Raw genomic sequence first — 23,492 nt, 5'->3', positions numbered from 1 at the left:
AGCCTCAGGAGTCACCGGGCGCCGTGGAGCAGGAGTACGCGCCCGCGCCGGCCGGCGCGCCGCCCGCCACGATCAGGTACTCGTCACGGATCGGCTTGCCGTCCAGCCAGGCCTCAAGGATCTCCCGGGTACCCGCCGCACAGAGCACCCTGGCCATGACGCGGGACTCCTCAACTCCGGTGTCGGAAGGTGCCGTTCAAGGTCCTCGCGACGAACTCGACCGGTCAATGCGAACCTTGCCGTGCCGGGACAGGAGGCTTCCATCCAGGCCACCGCCAGGGGTCCCGCGCCATTGGGCATCCCCGTCGGGGGCCCGGTGGGCCGGTGGCGCTCCCGCCGCGTCACGCCCACGACGCGTAGCGGCCGTCCACGCGGATCGCGTTGATGCCGCTGATGTGCCGCGCCCCGCAGCGGTCCTGGGGCAGGACGAGCTGGGGTCCGGCCCGGTCGAGTGGCGTGTCGTCGATGGTGACGGCGAGCAGCACGGGGGCCCGCCCGAAGTCCGGGTCGATCTCCGCCCAGGACAGCAGGGCGTGATGGCCGTCCGCCCCGGTCACCGCGATCAGGAACCGCAGCCGGTCCTTGCGGCGGGCGGGGTCGAAGCCGGGCCCGGCGTCATGCAGGACGTCGTGCAGCAGTGGGCCCGCGAAGCTGTGCTCCTGGACGCCGCTGGTGGCGCACTCGAAGCTGACCCGGGCCGTGTGCTGGGGCCAGTCGAGCAGATCGGGCACCGTCAGCCGGGCCGGGCGCGCGACATCGCCGGTCAGGGCGAGCTCTGCCACCGGATCGGCGGCCGTAAGGGATTGACGCACGGACTACCACCTCCCGAATGACCGTACCCGGGCCGCGGCCGCTGCACTCTCATACAAACGCACATGCCTACCCCCATCCACACATGATCCAGCTCATGCGATGCAACAAGAGACTTCCCCCTTGCATCTGCGGCAGTATGATCCGTGCATGCGCACCTACCGGATCGGGGAGGCGGCCGCCTTGATGGGCGTCAGCGCCGACACCCTTCGGCGCTGGGTCGACGGCGGGAGGCTGCGTGCCGAGCGTGACGAGCTGGGCCGCCGGATCATCCCCGGAGCGGACCTGGCGTCCTTCGCCCGACAGCTGCACCGCACCGAGCGGACGAACAACGGATCCTCGGCGCGCAACCGCCTTTCCGGCATCGTCACCGAGGTGATCCTCGGGGATGTGTCGGCGCAGGTGGAGATCCAGGCCGGGCCCTTCCGGGTCGTGGCCATGGTCAGCCGGGAGTCGGCCGAGGAGATGGAGCTGGAACCCGGTGTGCCTGCCGTCGCCGTGATCAAATCGACCAACGTGGTCGTCGAACGCCCTTGAAGTGTCCGCCGGACGCTTCGCGGAGAATCAGCCCGATTCTTCTCCAAGAGCCCTAGGGAGTAACCCCGTGATGACCCGTTACACGCGCCGGACCCGCCGGACCCTGCAGGTGACCGGCGTAGGCGTCGCCGCGCTGCTGGCGCTGAGCGCCTGCTCCTCCGGCTCGGACTCGTCGTCCAAGAAGGACTCCTCCTCTGCGTCCAAGGACTCCGCCAAGAAGGTCACGGGCACGGTGACCGTCTTCGCGGCGGCCTCGCTCAAGGAGAGCTTCACGACCCTTGGCAAGGATTTCGAGAAGGCCCACCCAGGTACGAAGGTGACGTTCAGTTTCGGCGGCAGTGACACCCTCGCCGCGAGCATCACCGGTGGCGCGCCCGCCGACGTGTTCGCCGCCGCCAGCCCCAAGACGATGGCGATCGTGACGGACAAGAAGGACGCGGCCACCGCCCCGTCCACGTTCGTGCGTAACCAGCTGGAGATCGCGACCCTGCCGGGCAACCCCGACAAGGTCGCCTCCCTCAAGGACCTCACCAAGTCCGGCCTCAAGGTCGTGCTCTGCGACAAGACGGTGCCGTGCGGCGCCGCCGCGCAGAAGGCGCTGGACGCCAGCAAGCTGAAGCTCACCCCGGTCTCGTACGAGCAGGACGTCAAGAGCGCCCTGACGAAGGTGGAGTTGAAGGAGGCCGACGCCGCCGTCGTCTACAAGACCGACGTGAAGGCCGCGGGCAGCAAGGTGGAGGGCGTCGAGTTCCCCGAGTCCGCGAACGCCATCAACGACTACCCGATCGCTCTCCTGAAGGACGCGCCGAACGCCGAGGCGGCGAAGGAGTTCATCGCGCTCGTGCAGTCCGTCGAGGGCCAGGAGGTCCTGACGGCGGCCGGGTTCCTCAAGCCGTGACCGAGCTCGACAAGTCCGGCGCCGCGGCCGAGGTCCTCACGGGTGGCGACACCCGTGGGGCCGGGCCGCGGCGTCCGCGTGCCCGGCCGGGCGCCCGGGGCCGCGGGGTGCCTCTGCCGCTTCTGGTGCCCGCCCTCGTCGGCCTCGCGTTCCTGCTGCTGCCTCTGATCGCCCTGCTCGTACGGGCCCCTTGGCGCACCCTGCCGGATCAGCTGACCAGTCCGGAGGTCTGGCAGGCCCTCCAGCTGTCGCTGATCTGCGCGACGGCGGCCACGGCGGTGAGCCTGGTCCTGGGGGTGCCGCTGGCCTGGCTGCTCGCGCGCACGGAATTCCCCGGGCGCGGCTTCGTCCGGGCACTGGTGACACTGCCGCTCGTACTGCCCCCGGTGGTGGGCGGTGTGGCCCTGCTGCTGGCCCTCGGACGCAACGGCGTCGTCGGGCAGTTGCTGGACTCGTGGTTCGGGATCACGCTGCCGTTCACCACGGCGGGTGTCGTGGTCGCGGAGTCGTTCGTGGCGATGCCGTTCCTCGTCATCAGTGTGGAGGGCACGCTGCGGGCCGCCGATCCGCGGTTCGAGGAGGCCGCCACGACGCTGGGCGCCTCCCGCTTCACGGCGTTCCGCAGGGTGACGCTGCCGCTGATCATGCCGGGTATCGCCGCGGGTGCCGTGCTTGCCTGGGCGCGCGCGCTCGGCGAGTTCGGCGCGACGATCACGTTCGCGGGCAACTTCCCCGGCCGTACGCAGACCATGCCGCTGGCCGTGTACCTGGCGCTCCAGAACGACCCGGCCGCCGCGCTCGCCCTCAGCCTGGTGCTGCTCGCCGTGTCGATCGCGGTCCTCGCGGGGCTGCGGGACCGCTGGATGACGGCGTCATGACCGGCCCCGCCCTCCCCGACACGGTCCTCGCCGGACCGTCCGACCACCGGATGACCGCCTCATGACGCACATCGACCACGTCAGCGGTGGCCTCCCTGCCGACGACATCCGCGCCGACGGCCTGGACGCCCACCTCGTCGTCGACCGCGGCACCTTCTGCCTCGACGTCGCGCTGCGCGCCGCCCCCGGCGACGTGGTCGCCCTGCTCGGTCCGAACGGCGCCGGCAAGACCACAGCCCTGCGCGCCCTGGCCGGGCTCACGCCCCTGACAGACGGTCATCTGTGCCTGGACGGGGCCACGTTGGACCGCATGGCGCCCGAGTCCCGGCCGGTCGGCGTGGTCTTCCAGGACTACCTCCTCTTTCCCCACCTGAGCGCCCTGGACAACGTCGCCTTCGGACCGCGCTGCCACGGCGTGTCCAAGGCCGAGGCGCGCGAGCAGGCCGCGAAGTGGCTGGACCGCATGGGCCTCGCCGACCACCACGGCGCCAAGCCGCGCCGGCTGTCCGGCGGCCAGGCGCAGCGCGTCGCCGTGGCCCGCGCCCTGGCCACCCATCCCCGGCTGCTGCTCCTCGACGAGCCGCTCGCCGCGCTCGACGCGCGCACCCGTCTCGACGTACGCGCCCAACTCCGGCGCCACCTGGCCGACTTCGAGGCCGTCGCCGTACTGGTCACCCACGACCCGCTGGACGCTATGGTGCTCGCCGACCGGCTCGTCGTCATCGAGCACGGCCGCGTCGTCCAGGAGGGGGCCCCGGCCGACATCGCCCGTCATCCGCGTACGGACTACATCGCCCAGCTGGTCGGCCTGAACCTCTACAAGGGGCAGGCCGACGGGCATGTGGTGCGGGTCGACTCCGGGCCGGACGTCGCGACCAGCGAGGAGCTGTCGGGGCCCGCCTTCGTGGCGTTCCCGCCGAGCGCCGTGACCCTCTACCGGGACCGTCCCACCGGCGCCAGCGCCCGGAATCTGTGGCGGTGTCAGGTCGCCGGGCTCGAGACGCACGGGGACCAGATCCGCGCGGACCTCACAGGTGAACTCGCGCTCGCCGCCGACCTCACGACGGTCGCCGCCGCGGAGCTGAACCTGCACCCGGGCGCGCCGGTCTGGGCCACGGTCAAGGCGACGCAGACGCACGCGTACCCCGCCTGACGCCGCACCCCCGCCTCCCTGCATCCGCAACAAGCCGCACCCCTGCATCCCCGTAACGAACAGGGCGCCTCCGACCTGCCAGGTGCTCACGCCCCTTCACCTCGCAGATGCGACGGGCCTCACGCCAGCCACATCCCACCCGGCTACGGTGAGCCCTACACAGGCCCAAAGCCTGACATTCCATACCTTTTCTGTGAGGCGTTCCGCATGAGCCTGAGCATCCGCAATCAGCTTCCCGGCAGCGTCACGGGCATCACCGCGGGTGAAGCCATGGCGACGGTCAAGGTCCGCCTCGACGGCGGCCAGGACATCACCGCGGCGATCACCCTGGATGCCGTCAAGGACCTCGGCCTCGCCGAGGGATCCGCCGTGCGCGCCCTGGTCAAGTCCACGGAGGTCTCCCTCGCCACCGGCAGGGTCGATGGGCTGTCCATCCGCAACCAGCTCGCCGGAACGGTCGACGACATCGCCACGGGCGGCGCCATGGCCTCCGTCAAGGTCAGCGTCCCGGGCGGCGAACTGACGTCCGCCATCACCAAGGACGCCGTCACCGACCTGGCCCTGGCCCCCGGCACCTCCGTCGTGGCCCTGATCAAGTCGACCGAGGTCTCGCTCGCGACCGCGTGACGGTCGGGCGTCGATCGGACCCTGGCCGAAGAGGCGTGGCTGCCGGAGGAGGCGCCGCCCGGACGACCGTCACATGTTGATCATGTGTCCGGCCAGCCCGTGCACCGCCTCCTTCACGGCCTCGCCGAGTGTCGGGTGGGCGTGCACGTTGCGGGCCACCTCGTGGACGGTCAGGTCCCACTGCTGAGCCAGCGTCAATTCCGGCAGCAGTTCGGTGACTTCGGGGCCGATGAGGTGGGCGCCCAGCAGTTCGCCGTACCGGTTGTCGCTGATGACCTTGACGAAGCCCGTCGGCTCACCAAGTCCGTGGGCCTTTCCGTTCGCGGAGAACGGGAACTTCGCCACCTTCACGTCGAAGCCGAGCTCGCGGGCCTGCGCCTCGGTCCACCCGAAGCTGGCGATCTGCGGCTGGCAGTAGGTGGCGCGCGGGATCATCGTGAAGTCGACCTCCATGGTCTCCGCGCCGCCGATCGTCTCGGCGGCGATCACGGCCATGGCCTCCGCCGCGTGCGCCAGCATCAGTTTCGCGGTGACGTCGCCGATCGCGTACAGGTGGGGCACGCTGGTGCGGCCGCGTCCGTCCACGTCGATCGCGCCGCGCTCGGTGAGCCGGACGCCGGTGTTCTCGAGCCCGTATCCGGTGGTCCGAGGCGCGAAGCCGATCGCCTGGAGGACCTTGTCGGTCTCGATCACGCGCTGCTGCCCGTCCTTGGAGACGGTGACGCGCACCTTGGCCGCGGGATCGCTGTCGTCGATGGATTCCACCCGGGTCCCGGTGTGGACCTCGATGCCCAACTTCCGGTACTGGCGGGAGAGTTCCTTGGACACGTCGGCGTCCTCGGTCGGCACCATGCGGTCAAGGAACTCGACGACGGTCACCTTGACGCCGTAGTTGTGCAGGACGTACGCGAACTCGACGCCGATCGCTCCGGCGCCGGCGATGACGATGGACTCGGGCAGTGTCTCGGAGAGGATCTGCTCCTCGTAGGTGACCACGCGGTCGCTCAGCGCGGTGCCCGGCAGGAGGCGGGTGGTGGCGCCGGTCGCGATGATGCAGTTCCCGAAGGTGACGGTCTCGGTGCCGCCGGCCGTGAGATCGATCCGGAGCGTGCGGTCGTCGGTGAACGATCCGCGGCCGTCGTACTCGGTGATGTCGTTCTTCTTCATCAGGTAGTGCACGCCGGCGACCCGGCCGTCGGCGACCTTGCGGCTGCGCCGGTAGGCCTCGCCGTAGTCGAAGCTGACCTGCCCGTCGACGTGGATGCCGAAGGTCGAGGCCTGCTGCGTGAAGATGTGCGCGAGTTCGGCGTTGCGCAGGAGCGCCTTGGACGGGATGCAGCCCACGTTCAGGCAGACACCGCCCCAGTACTTCCCCTCGACGACCGCGGCACGAAGGCCCAGCTGGGTGGCGCGCACGGCCGCGGTGTAGCCACCCGGCCCGGCGCCCAGGACGACGACGTCGTAGTGCGTGGTACTCATGGAGCGTTCCTGCCGTTTCGGTGAGACGTGAGTCTGGCCCTGACGTGCACGACGGTACGTCCGCGACCGGGACCCGCGCAGATACGCAACGCCAGCGCCTCCCGGGTGTGCGCGCCGTCACGCCCCGGGACGAAGCTCGGTCCCCGGCCCGAGCCGCGCTTCATCTACTCCACCTCGATGCCGAAGTCCTGGACGAGCTGTTCCAGGCCCCCCGCGTAGCCCTTGCCGCCCAGGACGAAGTCCCAGTCCCCGTTCGGTCTGCGGCGGAAGGAACCGAGCACCAGGGCGGTTTCGCCCGGGCGGCCGTCGGAGACCTCGAGCCGTCCCAGGTCGGCCAGCCTCGGGTCGAGCAGGCGGATGGAGGCGTCCGTGAAGCCGGAGAGGTCGGCGTCCGGGTTCACCTCCGGGTCGATCGCGGCCACGAGCACGAACCGGTCGGCCTCGTCCGGCAATTCGTCGAAGGAGACACAGATGGCGGCCTTGTCCGGTGCGGTCGGAGGCAGAACGCGTACGGAGCCGTCCGCTGTGTGCGGGTTGTTGTAGAAGACGAAGTGATCGTCACTGAGGATGCTGCTGCCACGGCAGACGAGAGCGCACACATCCAGGGCGACGCCTCCGGTCCACGACATGCCCAGGACGTTGTAGTCGTCGGGCAGTCGAAAGTCCGGAACCGTCGGAGTCGGCTGCGCTGCCTGGCGGCGGGTGCCGTCGCCCAGACGCCCTCGTAGCCCGTGCCGGTGCAACAGGTCGACGAGTTCGGTGCCGGAGATCAGTTCCAGCGGCTTGCCGTTGGCGAAGGTGTGCGAGCCCGGGCCGAACCCTGATGTCGTCACGAGGACACCCTTGTTGGCGCCGGCGTCCTGCACGGTCCCGTACAAGTCGCGGACGGCGGTGGGCGGCACCGTGTTGCGGTAGCGCTTCACCTGCACGACGATTTTGCCGCCCCGGATCGGTGTCGGATCCAGCGCGTCGACGTCCACCCCGCCGTCGTTCGAGCGCTGGGTGGTGACCGCCTGCATCCCCATGGCCCGGAAGAGCTCGGCGACGAGATTCTCGAAGGCGATCGGATCCATGTCGTAGAGGTCGGGTTCCTCGTCGCTGCCATGCGTGACCACGCGGTTTCCGACGTCCTGCGGCCGACGTCCGGGCCGGACCGGCGTGAGCTGATCGGGGCGACCGGAGAGTTGCCCACGTAAGGCGTCGGACAGACAACTGCCGGCGTCCACCTGCGCCAGGTACAGGTCGCGGAACGTCGCTCTCGACGTCATGACGGTCGCCAGGTAGATGTGGCCCGGCCAGCCCGTCGTGGGGTCGTGCCCGTCCACGAACCCGTTCAAGGTCACCGCTTCGAGCGTGCCCATCTCGTCCGCGGCGAAGAGTTCGTGCAGGACGAGCAGCATGCACTGCGCGAGAACTTCCCGGTACAGAGCCCGACGTTGGCCCACTGGACGGGCCGTCTCCTTGTCCTGGTCCAGCCCGGACATGTACCGGACGGACTTGACCTCGGGGACGACGGTGTAGGCCGGCAGCTCCCAGTCCAGCACCAGCTGGCGAGCCGCCGAGTCGTACGCGGCTGCCACCTGACGCGGGAAACCCTCCGGCCATGCGGTCGAGGCGTAGAGAGCAGCGGAGAAGTACTCGACCACGGAGTCGGGTTCGCGGCGCCTGACTGCTTCGGTCAGTTCTTCGATGCCTGCGTTGTGCCGGCGCACCTCGGCCAGTTGGGCATCGGCCCACTGCTGGTACTCCCGCTGGTACGACGCCAGCTGTTGCTGCCGTAGAGCCTCGGCCGCCTGGGCCGACTGCCAGTCCCTGTCGAACCGCGCCCGGGCCTCGGCCTGCGCCTGGGCCCGCCGAGTGGCAGTCCACCCGCTCTGTGTCTGGTAGTGCTGGAAGTCCGGCATGGGCACGGGCTGCGCCAGGGGACCTGGAGCAAAGGGCTGGACATCTTCAGGACGCATGAGGGAGGGAGCCCTGAAAGGCGAAGCCTGACAACCCGAGGCGAGAAGCCCTTGCAGCGACGTGACTTGAGCGTCCAGTTCCTCCGAGCGGCGCAGGGCCTCTGCCTGCCGGTACTCGCGGTGGTTCTGGATCGCTCGCCGTTGATAGGCACGTGCTTGCTGCGCCTCTTGCCTCTGCCGTCTGGCTTCGGCCTCCATCTGGCGCTGCTGCTGCCGCTGCATCTCGGCCCAGACGCCGACCGAGCCACTGGAGCGTCGACTCATGTGTTGCAGGCCCTCCCCAAGGCGCTCCGGTTGTCCCCACAACCAGTTGTAAAGAGACGACTGTATCGAGCGATACCCATTTCGCATATCCACTCGTCACAGGCCGACCGCAGCCGGGCTGGCTCCGTTGGTCAGGTGGCGGTCGGGCACGCACGCGAGTCGGACTTCACCTGGCCATCGGCATATGCTGTGGCCGCCCGGAGGAGGGGCCATTCAGTGAGTGCACAGCGATGCCCCTTGTGCGGGTCCGAACCGATCGCCGACCAGCAGCCGGCGTGCGGCTGCGCGACGTCCGCACCGGCGGTGCCGTCGAACCCGGTGTTCGGGCAGGTGACCCCGCCCGGTCAGTCCGCCGGGACGGTGGCCCAGGAGGATCTGCGGCTCTTCGAGGGGCCGGTCGGCGACGGGCCGGCCGTCGACGGCATGTCGGTCCGGACTTCGGAGCATGTCGTCGCCGGCCGTGGTCGTCGGTCACCCGCGCGCCTGAGGCGCCAGCGGGTGATCGTCGGGACCGCGGCGTTGGGTGTCGGGGCGGCCGCCGTGATCGCCGTGGCGAGTGGCGCCTTCAGCTCCGGGAACGCCCCGAGCCGGACCGTGTCGGCGACGGACGACTCCGCCGTGCCCGCACCGTCCGGATCCGTCTCGTCGCGATCGGCGGCCCCCTCTCCCGGGAACGGCGGTGCGCACGCGACCGGCTCCCCCGGCCCGTCGTCGTCGGCGGCCTCCGGAACGGCGTCCGCCTCGGCGACCGCACCCGCGTCCGCCTCGGTGAAATCCTCCTCCGCGACGCCCTCCGCGCCCGCGCCCACGGTGTCTTCCGCCGCCCGCCCGGGATCCGGCACCCGAGTCCTGTCCCCCGGCAGCCACGGCGGTCAGGTCAAAGACCTCCAACGACGGCTGACCCAGCTCAACTTGTACACGGGGCCGGCCGACGGCAGGTACTCGACCGATGTCGCGGACGCCGTCCACCGCTATCAGGTGGCCCGCGGCATCGACGAGGACGCCGGTGTGTACGGTCCCGAGACGCGGGCCGCGCTGGAGTCGGAGACCCGGGGCGGCTGAGAGCATGGCCGTCCGTCGTCGTCCCGTACCACGTGAGGAAGTTGACCCGTCATGTCATTCGTGCCCGCCGATCCGACCGTGCTTCACCCGATGCCGGGCCAGTCGCGGGTCGTGCTGCTCAAGCCGCTGGTGACGTCGCCGTTGATCGAGGTCGGTGAGTTCTCGTACTACGACGATCCGGACGACCCGACCGCCTTCGAGACGCGCAATGTGCTGTACCACTACGGGCCGGAGAAGCTGGTCATCGGGAAGTTCTGTGCGCTGGGCGAGGGCGTGCGGTTCATCATGAACGGGGCCAACCACCGTATGGACGGCCCGTCGACGTTCCCCTTCCCCATCATGGGCGGCTCGTGGGCGGACCACTTCGATCTCATCAGCGGGCTGCCCGGCCGGGGTGACACGGTGGTCGGGAACGACGTGTGGTTCGGCTACCGCACCACGGTGATGCCCGGCGTGCGCGTCGGGCACGGGGCGATCATCGCCTCGGGTTCCGTGGTCGTCGACGACGTGCCCGACTACGGGATCGTCGGCGGCAACCCGGCGAAACTCATCCGCCGCCGCCACTCCGACGAGGACGTCGAGCGCCTGCTCGCCCTCGCGTGGTGGGACTGGCCCGCCGAGCACCTCACCGAGCACGTGCGCACCGTCATGTCCGGCTCTGTCGACGCGCTGGAGGCCGTGGCCCCGAAGTCGCGGTGACCTGGGCGGCGGGCATCGCCTCCAGAACCTCCCGTGTGTGGGCGCCCAGTTCGGGTGCCGGCGTGCGGAAGGTGTTCAGGCCCGACCCGAAGCGGACCGGGAAGCGCGCCTGCGCCGCCGGACCGGAGGCCTGGGAGAACAGGTTTCTCGCCGTCAGATGTGGGTCGTCGAGGAGCTGTTGCGCCGCGGTGAACACGGGTGCCCATGGCGCGCCGATCCCGGTCAGGGTGTGCTCCCACCACGCGTAGTCGTGGGTGGCGAACACTGCGGTCAGCAGGTGGTGGACCTTCTCCTTGGCGGCCGTACGGGCGGGCCGACGGTCGTACGCGTCCGTGTCCAGGCCGGGGAACTCCGTACCCAGCGCGGTGCGGAGCTCCCGCCAGAACTTGTCCTCGAACGTGGCGAGCGAGAGCAGCCGTCCGTCGGCCGTGCGGAAGACGTCGTTGTCGCCCTGCACGAGCCCGCTCTTCAGCGGATCCCCGGCATCGGCCTGGGCAGCGCGAACAGGGCGCACCAGCCGGCGATCGATTCGGCGAGGGAGACGTCGATGTGCTGCCCGTGTCCCGTGGCGGCCGCGCCCGCGAGCGCCACGGTCAGTGCGAACGCCGCCTGCATCGCGCCCGCCATGTCACCCACCCGCACGCCGGGCCGGGTGATCTCCCCGTCGATGCGCCCGGGGACGGTGAAGAACCCGGACAGGCCGAGGAAGTTCAGTTCGTGGCCGGGCCTGTTCGCGTACGGTCCCGTCTGGCCGTATCCGCTGAGGGAGCACAGGACGATGCGCAGGTTCGCCTCGCGCAGGACGGGATAGGAGAGGCCGAGCCGGTCGAGGACGCCGGGGCGGAAGCTCTCCACCACCGCGTCGGCGGTGCCGACGAGGCGCAGGAACTCGGCCCGGTGCGTGTCGTCGCGAAGGTCGAGGGTGACGGAGCGCTTGTTGCGGTTGAGTGCCTCGAACAGTGCGGGTGCCGACCGCGCGGGGTCCCCGCCGTCGGGCTCCTCGATCTTGATGACGTCCGCGCCCACGTCGGCAAGCATCGAGGTGGCGTACGGGCCCGGCAGCAGCCGCGACAGGTCGAGCACGCGCTTGCCGGTCAGGAAGGACCAGTCCGGGGGTCCGCCGTGTGCATCGCCGGCGACTTCGGCGCGCTCGGCCGTCTCGGCCGTCTCGGCATGCTCGACGCCTTCGGAGTTCGGTTGGTCAACTGCCATGGGTTGTCCACTCCTTGAGTGAAAGTCAGGTGACGCGGTGGCTGTGCCCGCGTCGCGTCACAGCCCCGTCGCCAGCGGTAGGACGAGAAGAGCCGGGGGCAGTACCAGCGCCGCGCCGACGGACCACGCCATCAGCCGCCGGAAGACGCGCGGTGCGTCCGCCTCCTCGGTGTTGGCGAGGATCAGGCCGCCACCCAGGTGGAGGGGACTGATCGCCACGGCGCCGATCGTGGCGCACACAGCGATCAGCAGCACGGTGAACCGTGCCGAGTCGGCATGCGGCAGCACCGCGGCGGCCAGCGGGACGACCACGCCGAGCACGGCGACCGTCGAGGACTCCACGGTCGCGAAGACTGCGGCGAGGTAGGAGACGGCGAGCACCGCGAGGAGGGTGTTGTCGATGCCGCCGAGGTGTTCGGCGATCGCCTTGAGCGTTCCCGTCCGCTCCAGTACACCGACGTACACCATGATGCCGCTGGTCAACAGGACGACCGACCAGGGGAGTTCGGACACGACGCGCCGCGAGTCGGGGCGGAAGACCAGTTGGAGCGCGAGGCCGATCAGGAGTGCCACGAAGCTGACGGGCACCCCGAATCCCAGGACGGCGACCACGAACACGCCCAGGCCGATCAGCGACCCGGTCTCGTACGGGGTGGCCGGCGCGGCACCTCGCAGGACCGGTACCTCGCTGTCCCGCGAGGCAGCCCGGCGTACCCGGGAGGCGCGCACGAGCCGCAGACCGCCCAGGGCGCAGAAGGCGATCAGCGCCAGGAGCAGGTTGAGGATCGCGAGGCCGGCAAACAGTGCCGTGGGCGAGTAGGTGACGTCGAGCTTCCCGGCGAGCTCCTTGACGAGCGCGCCCCACGGCGACAGCGGCGAGAACCCTCCGACACCGGCTCCGCCGCACGCCACCACGGCCATGAGCACAGGGTCGACGTCTCTGGTACGGGCGATACGCATCGCCATCGGAAGCACGACGGCGACCGTCGCGCTGGGCAGCGTCCCGATGGCGCTGAGCACCGCCGCGACCAGGAACATGCCCCAGGGCAGGAACCAGTCACGGCCTCGCGACAGCCTGACCACGAGACGGACGACCCGGTCGATCGCGCCGCTGCGCTGGGCGTGGCCGAACATGTACATCACGCCGAGGATCAGGACGACGAGGTCCGCGGGGAACCCGGCGAGCACTTCCTCCTTGGGGATGCCGGCGATCGCCGACATCACGAACGCCGCGGGCAGCACGACGAGACCCACGTTGACGTCGCGCCACATCGCGAGGCCGAACGCGGAGACGAGCAGGACGATGGACAGCACCTCTGGCAGGGACATGCGGGCTCTTCCCGTGGGCGGCTCATAGATATCGGACATGTTGTTCAGTATCTTGCGATGAGATCAGCAATGTAAGTCACGGTGCCGTCGCCACTCAAGAGGGAGGGACAGGGAAGAGCAGAGGAGAAACGCCGCCTCCGGGGCAGCCGTCGGCCCCGCCACCTCGGGAGGTGGCGGGGCCGACGGGCTTCTCCGCGCGGGGGTGCGCCGTGCGGCGCCGGGGTCACTCGGGCGCGTCGAAACCGCTCGCCCAGTAACGGCCGCGCAGTGCGAGGTCGAGCAGCATCCGCACGACCTCCTCGGCGGGCGCGGGGGGCGTCTCGCTCTCGGCCCACCACCGCAGCACGGCGACCTGCTCCCCGACCCAGACGCGGGCGAGCAGCTCCGCATCGATGCGCGGCTTCACGTCGTTGCGTTCGGCGCGGGCGCGGAACTCCTGCGCGGTGTTGGCGGCGCACACGTCCGTGAACATCTGGAGCGGCTTGCCGTCCCCCTCCCCGCGCAGCACGATCCGGTACAGGTCACGCTCGTCGCGCGCGTGGCGGAGCATCTCCAGGAGGGGCTTCCCCGTGAAGCCCACCGCGCTCCCGGCGACAGACGGGGCCAGGCGCCGGCCGAGTCCGTCGAGGAGGTCGGCGGTCACCCGCGCGAACAGGGCGTCCTTGTCCTTGAAGTGGCTGTAGAAGGTGGCGCGGGCGACGTCGGCGCGCTCCGTGATGTCCTCCACGCTCAGCGCGCTGAAGCCGCGCTCCAGGACAAGTTCCACCAACGCGTCCGCCAGGGCGCGCCGCGTGCGCCTGGTCCTTCTGTCCTCAGCCATCGCTGCCTTCCACGTCTTCCGCCGTCGCCGGACTCACCGTCTCCGGGCCCGCCTTCACGTCTGACCCAGTCTAGGAGAGCCTTGACAGCCAATGCGTTAATGAACAAGCTGTCTGTTATTGAACAGACTGATCACAAAGATCAGAGTGTCCATCTTCCGGCTCTGGAGTACGTCGATGAACCTCGGCACCTATCTCTCCCGCAGCGCCCGCTACTGGCCTGACACCACGGCCCTCGTCTGCGGCGAACGCACCTGGACCTACTCGCGACTCGACAGCGAGACCAACCGTCTGGCATCCGCCCTCATCGCACGGGGCCTGCGCCCCGGTGACGCGGTCGCCTCGCTCGCCTGGAACAGGGGTGAGCTCGTGGAGGTCGAATTCGCCCTCTACAAGGCCGGGTTGACCAGGGCGCCCATCAACGCCCGGCTCGGCCGCGGCGAGATCGAGCACATCCTGCGGTACGCGCCCGTACGCGTCCTGGTCTTCGACGCCGCGCACCGCGAGGACGCGCTGGCGGCGATCGCCGCGGCGGGCACGGGTTGCGTACCGGTCCTCCTGGACGACCCAACACCCGAAACGGATACCGCCGCCAACACCTCGGTGACCGTCCGGTACGGCGACCTGCTCGCCGAGGGCAGCACCGAACCGGTCACCGTCGACGTGTCCGAGGACGACGCGTGTGTCCTCAACTTCACGTCCGGGTCGACCGGAGCGCTCAAGGCGGCCGTCCAGAGCGTTGGCAACCGCCTGGCCAACATGCGCAAGCAGCTGATGAGCGACGAGTCACGACCGGGGCCCACCACTCGCTACCTCGCGTGCGGTCCCATCACCCACGCCACCGGTATGGGGCTGCTCGCGGGGGTGTTCGGGGGTTCGACGACTTACCTTCTTCCCGCCTGGAGCGCCGAGGCCTTCCTGGACAGCGTGGAGAGGGAGCGCATCACCGCCACGTTCCTCGTGCCCGCGATGCTGAACATGGTGCTCGCCCACCCTGGCGCCGCCGAGCGCGACCTCTCCTGCCTCACCAGCGTCCGCGTAGGCGGCGCGCCGGTGTCACCTCAACGGCTGCGCGATGCCGTCGCGCTCTTCGGCCCGGTGGTCGCGCAGGGCTACGGTCTCGGCGAGACGACGAGCGTGGTCGCCGGGCTGAGCGGCGCGGAGACGGCCCGCGCCGTGGCCGACGACCCCGAACTCCTGCAGTCGTGCGGGCGAGCCAAGTACGACACGGAGATCCGGATCGTGGACGACGCGGGCCGCGAGCTCGGGCCGCGTGAGGTGGGCGAGGTCATCGTGCGCGGACCCGACTGCGTCCGCGCGTACTGGAACGAGCCCGAGCTGTCCGCCGAGACCTTCCGCGACGGCTGGGTGCACACCGGAGATCTGGCGTGGATGCGCGAGGACGGCTATCTGTTCCTCGTCGACCGCAAGAAGGACATGATCATTTCAGGCGGATTCAACATCTACTGCACCGAAGTCGAAGCCGCGCTCTACGAGCATCCCGCCATTCAGGAGGCCTGTGTCGTGGGCGTGCCGGACGAGAAGTGGGGCGAGGGGGTCAAGGCCGTCGTCGTCACGCGCCCCGGTCATTCCCTCAGCGCGGAGGAGGTCACCGCGTTCTGCGCACAGCGCCTGGACCGCCTCAAGAAGCCACGCTCCGTGGACTTTGTCGCCGAACTCCCCCACAACCGCAACGGCAAGCTCGACCGCAAGGCGGTGCGCGAGCCGTTCTGGGCCGGCACAACCCGCCGCGTGAACTGACCCGGAACGCCGGACCTCAGAACCAGCACCAGAACCAGAAGTCGGAACTCGGAACGAGGACCCCCGCACATGACGTTCTCCCTGCGCCCCACCTACGACGAACCGCGCCTCGCGGCCCTCGTCGACGCGCTCCGCGACTACCTGGACGGCGAACTCGCCGACTACGAACGCGACCGCGGCATCACCCACACCTCCCGGCTGACCCGAGCCGACCTGGAACCCGTCTGGAGGCGCAGCCGCGAACTCGGCTTCTACGGGATCCACCTGCCCGAGGAGTTCGGCGGTCAGGCCCTCTCGTACACCCAACTCGCCGCGCTCAAGGAGGAGATAGGCGCCAGTGGCCGCGTCCTCGGCCACTGCGTGCTCGGTGACATGGGCGGTCCGCTGCGTGCCGGTGACATCCTGCGCCACGCCACGGACCATCAACTCCACAAGTATCTACTGCCGTTGGTCCGGGGCGAGCGCGCCTGTTGCTTCTCGCTCACCGAGGCCGACGCGGGTTCCGACGTACGCTCCATGCGCACCACTGCCGTACGGGACGGTGACGGCTACCGGCTCACCGGGCACAAGGTGTTCAGCTCGGCCGGCCCCTTCGCCGATTTCGCGATCGTGGTGGCCCGCATGGCGGACGCCGGCGGGGACGAGGACCCGAAGCCCTCGTTCTCCGCGTTCCTCGTCGACCTGGACAGCCCTGGGTGCCGGGTCCTGGACGGTGCCACCCCGATGTCCGGCGAGCACATCGAGAGCGACATCCTCCTGGAGGACTGCCACGTGCCCGCCGCCAACCTCCTGGGCGAGGAGGGCGAGGGCATGCGCATCGCACTGGGCCGTGTCACCACCAATCGGCTGCTGCACTGCCCGAGCGTGCTGGGCGCCACCCGGCGCGCCCTCGACCTCACCCTGGAGCGCACCCGTCACCGCAAGGCCGCCGGCGGACAGCCGCTGCTGGCGCTCCAGTCCATCCAGCACAAGGTCGCCGACATGGCGACGGAGTTCTACGCCGCGCGCTCGATGACGTATGCGGCTCTGGCCGCCCTGGACAAGGGTGGTGAGGTGCGGACCGAGGCGTTCATGTGCAAGCTCTTCGTCGCGGAGTCCGCGTTCCGGATCCTCGACCAGGCCGTGCAGATCCACGGCAAGGAGGGCCTCACCCAGGGCAACGAAGTCGAGTTCCTCTTCCGCAAGATCCGGATGTTCCGCGTCCTGACCGGCACGTCCGAGATCCAGAAGAACGGCATCGCCAAGGGCCTGGCGTTTCTCGGGTCAACTTGACCCGGTCCTAGTGGACCGGGTTTGGAGGTAGCGCCCAACTGGCTGCTGGGTGGGCTCCTCCGTCCGGACACCCTTATGGGGTGGCAGGGACGCGTGACTCACGCCCCGCAGTCCACACAGCCTCGCCCTTGCGGGCGATGTTGTGGGAAGCGTTCCGGTCTGCGTGGGCAACGACCCCGCACTTCCGGCAGGTGAACAGGGCCTGGCTTGCCCGGTTCTTCTTGTCGATGTGGCCGCACTCGCAGCACCGCTGCGAGGTATGGGCGGGATCGACGAAGACCACGGGGACGCCGGCCCTGCGGGCCTTGTAGACGATGAAATCTGCGAGCTGGGCAAAGGCCCAGGAGTGGAGCGCGACCCGTTGGGGCTTGCGGAGCCGTACCCTCTGCCGGATTCCCTTGAGTTCCTCCAGGGAGATCCCGGCCGAGGTGCGTTCAGCCTCGGTCACGATCGTCTTGGCGATGATGTGGTTCTGGTTCTTCACGTGGCGCTGTTCGCGCCGGTTGCGCTTCTTCAACAGCCGCTTGGCGGACTTGGTGCCCTTGGCCTGGGGGCGTTTCCCCTTGAGCGTGGACACCCTGATCATTGGATCGTGATGATCCATAGGACAGGAGTTCCCGTTGGGGACGTCGAAGTACTCGCCTGAGTTCCGGGCCGATGCCGTCGCGCTGTACCACTCGAGCCCGGGTGGGACATACGCGTCGGTGGCCAAGGACCTGGGCGTCAACCACGAGACGCTGCGCACGTGGGTGCGGGATGCCGGGCAGGCCGCCCGGCCCGGGGCGGTGGAGGCCACCGCGATGGAGAAGGAGAACCGGCAGCTGCGGGCGCGGGTGAAGGAACTCGAGCTCGAGCGGGAGATCCTGCGGAGGGCCGCGAAGTATTTTGCGGCCGAGACCAGCTGGTGAGCAGCCGCTTCCAGTTCGTCGAGGATCACCGTGGCGCCTTCGGCGTCAAGCGGCTGTGCCGGATACTCGCGGTCTCGCGGTCCGGCTTCTACCGGTGGCTGGCTGGCGCATCGGCGCGGGCCGGCCGGGCGAGGGCGGATGCCGAGCTCGCCGAGCACATCAACCGGATCCATCAGGAATCGGACGGCACCTATGGGGTTCCGCGCGTCACCGCCGAGCTGAAGGATGCCGGGAGGCCGGTCAATCACAAGCGGGTCGAGCGCGTCATGCGCAAGTTCCACATCGTCGGGCTGCACCTGCGCAAGAAGGTCCGCACCACCATTCCCGAGCCGTCGGCGACACCGGTGCCGGACCTGCTCCAGCGGGACTTTGCTGCCCAGGTGCCGAACACCAAGTACGTGGGCGACATCACCTATCTCCCGATCGGCAACGGCCAATTTCTTTATCTGGCAACGGTGTTGGACCTGTGCTCGAAACGCCTGGCGGGCTGGTCGATCGCCGACCACATGCGGACCTCGCTGGTCACCGACGCGCTCAGGGCCGCAGCGAGGGCCCGCGGCGGGGACGGTCTGCGCGGGGCGATATTTCACAGCGACAACGGGGCGCAATATGTGTCGAAGGAGTTCGCCCAGGTCTGCTCGGAGCTGGGCGTGACCAGATCGCGCGGCGCGGTCGGCACGAGTGCGGACAACGCCGCCGCGGAGAGTCTGAACGCGACCATGAAGCGCGAGACGCTACAGGGGCGGAAGCGGTGGAACGGGGCGCGTGAGGCCCGCCTCGCGGTCTTCCGCTGGGCGACCCGCTACAACACCCGCCGACGGCACTCCCGCCTCGGCCAGATCAGCCCGATCACCTACGAGCATCGATCAACTACGCTGGCCACCGCCGCATGACAACCGGTGTCCACGATCACGGGGAAGGCCCCTGGAGTTTCTTGCGCAGGTCGAGTTGCCCCTTGCGGTGGCGGCTCAGGCCGCGCCCGGCCGTTTGGTGGCCGGTGGATGTGGTGGCGATGTTGGCGATTCCCAGGTCTACGCCGATGAAGTGGTCGGGCTCGTACTGCTCGGCCTCGGGAACGTCACACGTCGCGAGGAGGTAGAACACGCCGTCACGTTCGATCAGGTCGGATTCGCCCTGCCGGTGGTCCCGGAGCGTCTTGAGCGCGTCAGGGGAGCACACGAATGAGACGTTCTTGACCCGGCCTTCCACCGTCCAGATGGACACGGTCTGCTGGTCGTACTGCCAGCTCAAACACCGGTCGTCATACGGCTGCGCAGCCTGGGACCGAAACGTGATCGGCTTGGACTCCGCCTTGCGGCGACGCCGAGAACTTTCCTTGCCGAGATTCCCGGCACGGATGTTGGCCCTGAGCGTCGTGTACGAGTCGCGCACCTTCTTGATGACGTGCTGCGCGGCCTGCGCCCCCAGCCCACGCGCTTTGAGTTCGGTATAGGTGTGCCTGCGCAGCTCATACTCACGCGGCACGCCGTGCTCGAACGCCACCTTGGACACCCAGTTCGCGGCCTCGTTGACCGTGCGCAGGGTGCGCTCAAGCGCGGATACCTGCACGGCATCCGGCATGAGTTTGACCTGCGTCACGAGCTTCACCCGAGCGATCGTAACGATCTATGCCACCACGCTGGGAGCCAAACCCCAATATTCGTAGGGGTCGCACCGTCGTCCACACCCTCCACGCCCACTTGGTCTTCACACCCAAATATCGGCGCGGACCGTTCACCGACGAGATCCTTCGACGCTGCGAGGACGTCATGCGCGCCGTCTGCGCGGACTTCGAAACAGAGTTGGTCGAGTTCAACGGCGAGATGGATCACGTGCACCTTCTGGTGCACTACCCGGCCGAAGGTCTCCCTGTCCCGGCTGGTCGGCTCCCTCAAGGGCGTCTCCTCCCGCAGGCTCCGTCAGGAGTTTCCCGGACATATCCACAAGTACCTGTGGGGTGACCACTTCTGGTCGCCCTCGTACTTTGCCGCCTCGTGCGGGGGCGCCCCGCTGTCGATCATCAACGAGTACATCGAGAACCAGAGGCGTCCCGGCTGAGGCCAACCCTGCGGACCCCCGTGGGAACCCGCGGGTCAGAACAGTCCAGACAAGCGCTCCCTCCCGAGCGTGAACGCCCGGGGTTCCGCGCTAGATCCTGCTGAACCGGGCCGTCAGCCTGCCCAGTGGCCCCACAGGCCACGGCGCCAGCCGGGTCGCTCCCTGCACTTGGTACACGCCAATGCCTTGACGCCACGAGAGGCACTCCTTTAAATCAAGAAGTGAAGGAAGTGCCTCAAGTGGCCGCCGTCGGCGTTCACTTCCGGATACTTCGTTCACTGCCTTGTCATGCACGCGACCCCCCACGTGAAGCGATGTGATGACCGTGCGCTCATCCTGGCGCCGCCGCGCCTCCCTGTACGCCGCCTCTCTGGCCTGCTGTGCCGCGAGCCTGGCGGCGGTGCCCACCGGCGCGTCCGCCGCCCCGGCACCCATGGACAGTCCCGCGAACGCCGCCGCCGCGGCCACGTTCACCGACGATTTCAACGGCGCCGCGGGCTCGGCCGTCGACGGCGGCAAGTGGCAGATCGAGACCGGCGACAACGTCAACAACCATGAACGGCAGTACTACACCGCGGGCAACAGCAACGCCGCGCTCGACGGCCAGGGCAACCTGGTCATCACGGCCCGCAAGGAGAACCCGAACAACTACCAGTGCTGGTACGGGCGTTGCGAGTACACCTCGGCCCGGCTCAACACCTCGGGCAAGTTCACCCAGGCCTACGGTCATGTCGAGGCCCGGATGAAGGTGCCCCGCGGGCAGGGCATGTGGCCCGCGTTCTGGATGCTCGGGGACGACATCGGCAGCGTCGGCTGGCCGGCGAGCGGCGAGATCGACGTCATGGAGAACGTCGGCTTCGAACCCGGAACGGTCCACGGCACGCTGCACGGCCCCGGATACTCGGGCTCGGGCGGCATCGGGGCGGCCTACACGCTGCCCGGCGGACAGGCCTTCGCGGACGGATTCCACACCTTCGCCGTGGACTGGGCCCCGAACTCCGTCAAGTGGTCGGTCGACGGGAACGTCTACCAGACCCGCACGCCCGCCGACGTCGGCGGCAACCAATGGGCGTTCAACAAGCCCTTCTTCCTGATCCTCAACCTCGCGGTCGGCGGCTACTGGCCGGGCGACCCCGACGGCAGCACGAGCTTCCCCCAGCAGCTCGTCGTCGACTACGTCCACGTCACCACCCAGTAAGCGGGGGGTGATGTCCCGGGGCGGCCGGTGTCCTACGGACCCGCCGCCCCGGGACACCGGCGTCTGGTTCACGGTGCCGCGGGGCCGTACCCCGTCAGCTCGTCCGTCAGGGCCATCAGGCGCCGACGCGCCTCCTTGTCGTAGGCCTGCTCGTGGGCGCGCGCGTCCGTGAAGCGGTCGAAGTACCGGCCTGTGGTGGACCCGAGCTCCGGGTCCGTGATCAGCCGCACCGTCGGCCGTACCCCCTCGTCGATTCCCGTCACCGGGGCGAGGCCGTACGCGCGCACTCCTTCCGTGTCCATGAGATGCGCCGGATGCAGGGCGTTGACCGTGACACCCGTGCCTTCGAGTTCCGCGCCCAGCTCGAACGTCGCCATGATCAGGGCGAGCTTGCTGCGGCAGTACGCCCGGAGACCTTCGTAGTCCCGCTCCAGCATGACCTCGTCGAAGTCGATGCGCTCCTGCCCCATGGATGCGACGTTGACGACGTGCGCGGGGGCGGAGGCCTTGAGCAGGGGCAGGAGGCCGCGGATCAGGGCGTACGGGGCCAAGTGGTTGACGGCGAAACGCAGTTCGTGGCCCTGCGCGCTCACCTCCCGCCGCAGCGGCTCCGCGCCGCCGCCGGCGACCGCGTTGTTGACCAGCGCGTCGAGACGGGGTTCGGCGTCGCGGATCCGGTCCGCCATGGCCCGCACCTGGTCGAGGTCCGAGAGGTCGGCGAGGTACGTGCGGACCGTGGCGTCCGGTGCGGCCGCCCGCACATCGGCGGCGACCGCTTCGAGCCGCCCCGCGTCGCGGCCGTGCAGCAGGAGGGTGTCGCCGCGCGTGGCGAGGTCGAGCGCGATGCCACGGCCCAGGCCCTGGGTCGCTCCGGTGATCAAGGTGATGCGTGGGTTCATGACGCCCATCCTGGACGGCGCGATGCCACAGATGGGAGAGGTTGCCACGTCTGGTGTTCCCACCACCACTCATCGATGCGCAGGTCTCTCCTCCCGCCGTTCGACGACGGCCGCCGCCAGCTCCCGTACGTCGGGGTCCGGGTCGGACACCAGGCGGTCGAGGAGGGCGTCGACCCCGGGCGTCGACCAGCCGGCGACCGCGTCGGCGAGAGCCTCGCGCACCGCCGGCTCCGGGTGGTCGGCGAGCCTGGAGAGCCGTTCCACCGGGCCCCGCCGACGCAGGCCGAACCAGCGCAGCGCCTCGCACAGCGCCGTGGCGTCGCCCGGATCTCCGGCCGCCTCTACGCGTCGCAGCAGGACCGGCGCCGGGGGCGGCGGGCCGTCGTGCGGGTGCGACCTGCGTTCACGCAGCCGCCGGGACCCGTATTCGCCTCGCACCCGGCAGCCCGCGCACGTGCACGGCACGACGCCGTGCGCGTCGGGGAAGTAGCGCCAGCCGGCCACCTGCCGAACGGCGCGGACGCGCTGCACCTCGCGTTTGGCGACCGCCCGGGGGACGAACACCTCCCACCCGCGCGGGTCGTCCATCGCGGCCACGCGGCGCACCGCGTCACTTGCCGTCGTCACCAGCGCGTCGCGGTTGTACCGGCCCACCGTGACCGGCTCTTCGTCGGGCAGCCGCACCTGGACGGCGACCAGCCCGCGCGGCCCGCCGTGCCGTGCCAGCTCCCGCAGCCACTGGTGCGTGAGCGTGTACGACGCGAGCACGGGGAAGCAGAACACCCCGCGCCCGCCGTCGTGGTGCCGACTGGCGGCCCGGATACCTGCCCGCCTGATGCGCGCCGCGTTGGCCTGGGGCGTCAGGTGTACGAACATTGCCATGGCCGCGATCCTAGGCGCCGCCATCCGCGGACCGGCCGGTGTGTCACTTGCCCAGTTCGGCGGCGCGGGCCGCTCGGCGGGCGAACACGCCGGCCTTCGTGTCCTCCATCTCGCGTAGCGCCGCCTTGCGTTCGCGTCGGGCGAGCCGGTCCAGATAGGTGCGGCCGTGGAGGTGGTCCGTCTCATGCTGCAGGCAGCGCGCGAAGTAGCCCCGGCCCTCGATCACCAGCGGATTGCCGTCCTTGTCGCGACCCCGGACGACTGCGTGGTCCGGCCGGGGTACGAGCTTGTAGGGGCCTGGGACCGACAGGCAACCCTCCGACTCCTCGGCCAGGACGCGTTGCGCGGTGGGTAGTTCGTCGAGGACGGGGTTGGCGATGTGCCCGACATGACGCACGCCCCAGTCGTCCGTGATGTCCCACACGAACAGCTGTTGGTCCACATCGACCTGGTTGGCGGCGATGGCCGCGCCGTCCGCGACAGCGTTCGTGGCGAACATGTCGTCGATCAGGCACGACAGTTCGGGGGTTCCGAACTGTGTCACCTCGCGGCAGCGGCGGTGCAGGATCTCCTCCCCCACGACGGTGACGCGGCGCACCGTTCCGCGCGCGACCTCCGGCGGAAGGGCCGGGTAGAAGTCCACCGGAACACCCTGCACCCGCACCCTGAGATCTTGTGACGTTCCGTCACTCGGCCGAAAAGACATGGGTGTTGACGCCTCCTGAGCAGGCCGATGGAGGGCCGGGAGCGCATCCCCCGGCCCGACTCGGCAAACCTGACCGACTTG

The 23,492-nt window shown here is 69.6% G+C and carries 22 protein-coding genes and 3 pseudogenes; 12 read left to right on the top strand and 13 right to left on the bottom strand.

The genetic code is table 11. The features are described from left to right. Positions 1-4: 4 nt before the first annotated feature. Both OG456_RS36150 and OG456_RS36145 read right to left on the bottom strand, forming a co-directional pair. Positions 5-139: pseudogene (locus tag OG456_RS36150) on the bottom strand (NAD-dependent formate dehydrogenase); the annotation flags it as partial. 202 nt (positions 140-341) lie between these two features. Continuing rightward, on the bottom strand, positions 342-812 hold the full coding sequence (locus OG456_RS36145; RefSeq protein ID WP_266568526.1) for a molybdopterin-dependent oxidoreductase: 471 nt from the start codon (positions 810-812) through the stop codon (positions 342-344). Positions 813-960: 148 nt separating this feature from the next. Here OG456_RS36145 and OG456_RS36140 point away from each other — a divergent pair, with 148 nt between their 5' ends. From OG456_RS36140 to OG456_RS36120, 5 genes are all read left to right on the top strand, one after another. Further along, on the top strand, positions 961-1,347 hold the full coding sequence (locus tag OG456_RS36140; protein WP_266568524.1) for a molybdopterin-binding protein: 387 nt from the start codon (positions 961-963) through the stop codon (positions 1,345-1,347). Positions 1,348-1,417: 70 nt separating this feature from the next. Beyond that, positions 1,418-2,245, top strand: a complete 828-nt coding sequence (gene modA / locus OG456_RS36135; protein WP_266568522.1) for a molybdate ABC transporter substrate-binding protein — start codon at positions 1,418-1,420, stop codon at positions 2,243-2,245. Next, positions 2,242-3,123, top strand: coding sequence for a molybdate ABC transporter permease subunit (gene modB / locus OG456_RS36130; protein ID WP_266568520.1), 882 nt, complete (start codon positions 2,242-2,244; stop codon positions 3,121-3,123). Before modA ends, modB begins: the two co-directional genes overlap by 4 nt. Before the next feature lie 61 nt (positions 3,124-3,184). Next, positions 3,185-4,276, top strand: coding sequence for an ABC transporter ATP-binding protein (locus OG456_RS36125; protein WP_266568518.1), 1,092 nt, complete (start codon positions 3,185-3,187; stop codon positions 4,274-4,276). Between the two features lie 207 nt (positions 4,277-4,483). Next, entirely contained in the window at positions 4,484-4,903 is a 420-nt protein-coding gene (locus tag OG456_RS36120; protein WP_266568516.1) for a molybdopterin-binding protein, read from the top strand. A 69-nt stretch (positions 4,904-4,972) separates the two neighbouring features. Here OG456_RS36120 and lpdA read toward each other — a convergent pair whose 3' ends face one another. Both lpdA and OG456_RS36110 read right to left on the bottom strand, forming a co-directional pair. Then, the gene (gene lpdA, locus OG456_RS36115; RefSeq protein WP_266568514.1) at positions 4,973-6,382 is read right to left on the bottom strand and encodes a dihydrolipoyl dehydrogenase; all 1,410 of its coding nucleotides are present in this window, start codon (positions 6,380-6,382) and stop codon (positions 4,973-4,975) included. A 164-nt stretch (positions 6,383-6,546) separates the two neighbouring features. Further along, positions 6,547-8,607, bottom strand: coding sequence for a restriction endonuclease (locus tag OG456_RS36110; RefSeq protein WP_266568513.1), 2,061 nt, complete (start codon positions 8,605-8,607; stop codon positions 6,547-6,549). 216 nt (positions 8,608-8,823) lie between these two features. On the opposite strand from OG456_RS36110, the gene OG456_RS36105 reads away from it, so the two are divergent. Together OG456_RS36105 and OG456_RS36100 are read left to right on the top strand one after the other, a co-directional pair. Beyond that, positions 8,824-9,669: a peptidoglycan-binding protein gene (locus OG456_RS36105; protein WP_266568510.1), complete on the top strand. Its 846-nt coding sequence runs from the start codon at positions 8,824-8,826 to the stop codon at positions 9,667-9,669. A 51-nt stretch (positions 9,670-9,720) separates the two neighbouring features. After that, entirely contained in the window at positions 9,721-10,368 is a 648-nt protein-coding gene (locus OG456_RS36100; protein ID WP_266568508.1) for a CatB-related O-acetyltransferase, read from the top strand. Here OG456_RS36100 and OG456_RS36095 read toward each other — a convergent pair. From OG456_RS36095 to OG456_RS36080, 4 genes are all read right to left on the bottom strand, one after another. Beyond that, on the bottom strand, positions 10,316-10,825 hold the full coding sequence (locus OG456_RS36095) for a CoA transferase (protein WP_266568506.1): 510 nt from the start codon (positions 10,823-10,825) through the stop codon (positions 10,316-10,318). The genes OG456_RS36100 and OG456_RS36095 overlap by 53 nt on opposite strands. An 11-nt stretch (positions 10,826-10,836) precedes the next feature. Then, positions 10,837-11,580: a CaiB/BaiF CoA-transferase family protein gene (locus tag OG456_RS36090; RefSeq protein WP_266568504.1), complete on the bottom strand. Its 744-nt coding sequence runs from the start codon at positions 11,578-11,580 to the stop codon at positions 10,837-10,839. 57 nt (positions 11,581-11,637) lie between these two features. Next, a complete protein-coding gene (locus OG456_RS36085) occupies positions 11,638-12,909 on the bottom strand; it encodes an SLC13 family permease (protein WP_266568502.1) in 1,272 nt (423 codons plus the stop codon). A 223-nt stretch (positions 12,910-13,132) separates the two neighbouring features. Then, positions 13,133-13,729 (bottom strand): TetR/AcrR family transcriptional regulator, encoded by a 597-nt coding sequence (locus OG456_RS36080; RefSeq protein ID WP_266568500.1) that lies wholly within the window; start codon positions 13,727-13,729, stop codon positions 13,133-13,135. A gap of 175 nt (positions 13,730-13,904) precedes the next feature. Here OG456_RS36080 and OG456_RS36075 point away from each other — a divergent pair, with 175 nt between their 5' ends. Beyond that, complete coding sequence (locus OG456_RS36075) at positions 13,905-15,488, top strand: class I adenylate-forming enzyme family protein (protein ID WP_266568498.1); 1,584 nt, start codon at positions 13,905-13,907, stop codon at positions 15,486-15,488. A gap of 69 nt (positions 15,489-15,557) precedes the next feature. Continuing rightward, positions 15,558-16,760: an acyl-CoA dehydrogenase family protein gene (locus OG456_RS36070; RefSeq protein WP_266568496.1), complete on the top strand. Its 1,203-nt coding sequence runs from the start codon at positions 15,558-15,560 to the stop codon at positions 16,758-16,760. Between the two features lie 73 nt (positions 16,761-16,833). Here the strand turns inward: OG456_RS36070 and OG456_RS36065 are convergent, their stop codons facing one another. Further along, positions 16,834-17,337, bottom strand: a complete 504-nt coding sequence (locus OG456_RS36065; RefSeq protein WP_266568494.1) for a transposase — start codon at positions 17,335-17,337, stop codon at positions 16,834-16,836. 43 nt (positions 17,338-17,380) lie between these two features. Between OG456_RS36065 and OG456_RS36060 the strand changes: the two genes are divergently transcribed. Beyond that, a protein-coding gene (locus OG456_RS36060) for an IS3 family transposase (protein WP_266568492.1) occupies positions 17,381-18,561 on the top strand; the annotation gives its coding sequence in 2 pieces (ribosomal slippage) (positions 17,381-17,648 and positions 17,648-18,561; 1,182 coding nt in all). A 31-nt stretch (positions 18,562-18,592) separates the two neighbouring features. On the opposite strand, the pseudogene OG456_RS36055 reads toward OG456_RS36060, so the two are convergent. Beyond that, positions 18,593-19,249: pseudogene (locus OG456_RS36055) on the bottom strand (RNA-guided endonuclease TnpB family protein); the annotation flags it as partial. Between the two features lie 47 nt (positions 19,250-19,296). Here OG456_RS36055 and tnpA point away from each other — a divergent pair. Beyond that, positions 19,297-19,726: pseudogene (gene tnpA / locus OG456_RS36050) on the top strand (IS200/IS605 family transposase). Positions 19,727-20,045: 319 nt separating this feature from the next. Beyond that, a complete protein-coding gene (locus OG456_RS36045; RefSeq protein WP_266568490.1) occupies positions 20,046-20,924 on the top strand; it encodes a glycoside hydrolase family 16 protein in 879 nt (292 codons plus the stop codon). A 68-nt stretch (positions 20,925-20,992) separates the two neighbouring features. Here OG456_RS36045 and OG456_RS36040 read toward each other — a convergent pair whose 3' ends face one another. From OG456_RS36040 to def, 3 genes are all read right to left on the bottom strand, one after another. Further along, positions 20,993-21,823: an SDR family NAD(P)-dependent oxidoreductase gene (locus OG456_RS36040; protein ID WP_266568488.1), complete on the bottom strand. Its 831-nt coding sequence runs from the start codon at positions 21,821-21,823 to the stop codon at positions 20,993-20,995. Between the two features lie 69 nt (positions 21,824-21,892). Further along, positions 21,893-22,705: a HEAT repeat domain-containing protein gene (locus OG456_RS36035; RefSeq protein ID WP_266568486.1), complete on the bottom strand. Its 813-nt coding sequence runs from the start codon at positions 22,703-22,705 to the stop codon at positions 21,893-21,895. A gap of 43 nt (positions 22,706-22,748) precedes the next feature. Then, entirely contained in the window at positions 22,749-23,411 is a 663-nt protein-coding gene (gene def, locus OG456_RS36030) for a peptide deformylase (RefSeq protein WP_266568484.1), read from the bottom strand. Between the last annotated feature and the right edge of the window lie 81 nt (positions 23,412-23,492).

The sequence above is a fragment of the Streptomyces sp. NBC_01446 genome, assembly GCF_026340095.1.
In the GTDB taxonomy this organism is placed as follows: Bacteria; Actinomycetota; Actinomycetes; order Streptomycetales; family Streptomycetaceae; genus Streptomyces; species Streptomyces aureus.
The sequence above is the reverse complement of the archived record's forward strand: the minus strand, read 5'-3'. Positions and strand labels throughout refer to the sequence as shown.